The organism is Pseudoalteromonas aurantia, assembly GCF_005886875.1.
Taxonomy (GTDB): domain Bacteria; phylum Pseudomonadota; class Gammaproteobacteria; order Enterobacterales; family Alteromonadaceae; genus Pseudoalteromonas; species Pseudoalteromonas aurantia_A.
Window position 1 is genome coordinate 1 of sequence record NZ_PNBY01000202.1, and the last position, 528, is coordinate 528.

Genomic DNA, 528 nt, shown 5'->3' on the forward strand with positions numbered 1-528 from the left:
AATTAGAGAAACCCGTTGCAGAGATGCGACGGGTTTTTTGCTTTTTAGGGTTTAGGAAAAGGAATTTGGGATGAAAAGGCAGTGAAAAGTCATGGACCCTGAAATGAATTCAGGGAGACGAACCTCACACTTTTGTCTTCCTGACGCAGCTCAGTATCTAAAACATGCATGCTTGCCGATGTCATTATTACAGGCCTCATACTTTCACCCCATTGTCTTCCTAACGAAGGTCAAGATCCAAAACACCGTGCTTACCAAGACAATTTGTATTTTTATACTAACCCATCTTAACTTTGCCCACCTCTATCTGATCATGTTGACATATTTTCATCACCCGTTCGGTACATGAAAATTATTCATTCCAAGCCACGCTACAACTTTCTACAATCTCTTCACAACCAATGAAATAGGGATTCACTTAGTGGTGCTGGCGTAGCCAACTCCATACTTGCTCTATTGGTTTCAGTTCAGGTGAATAATACCAATCTGCTTAAGTATGTGAACTAATATAACCTCAGATCTGTATAA

Annotated in this window: 1 pseudogene; it reads right to left on the reverse strand. The window is 40.2% G+C overall.

Features of this window, described 5'->3' with window-relative positions:
- Positions 1–358 precede the first annotated feature (358 nt).
- Positions 359–478 (reverse strand): annotated as a pseudogene (locus tag CWC18_RS21675) (IS630 family transposase); the annotation flags it as partial.
- Positions 479–528 lie beyond the last annotated feature (50 nt).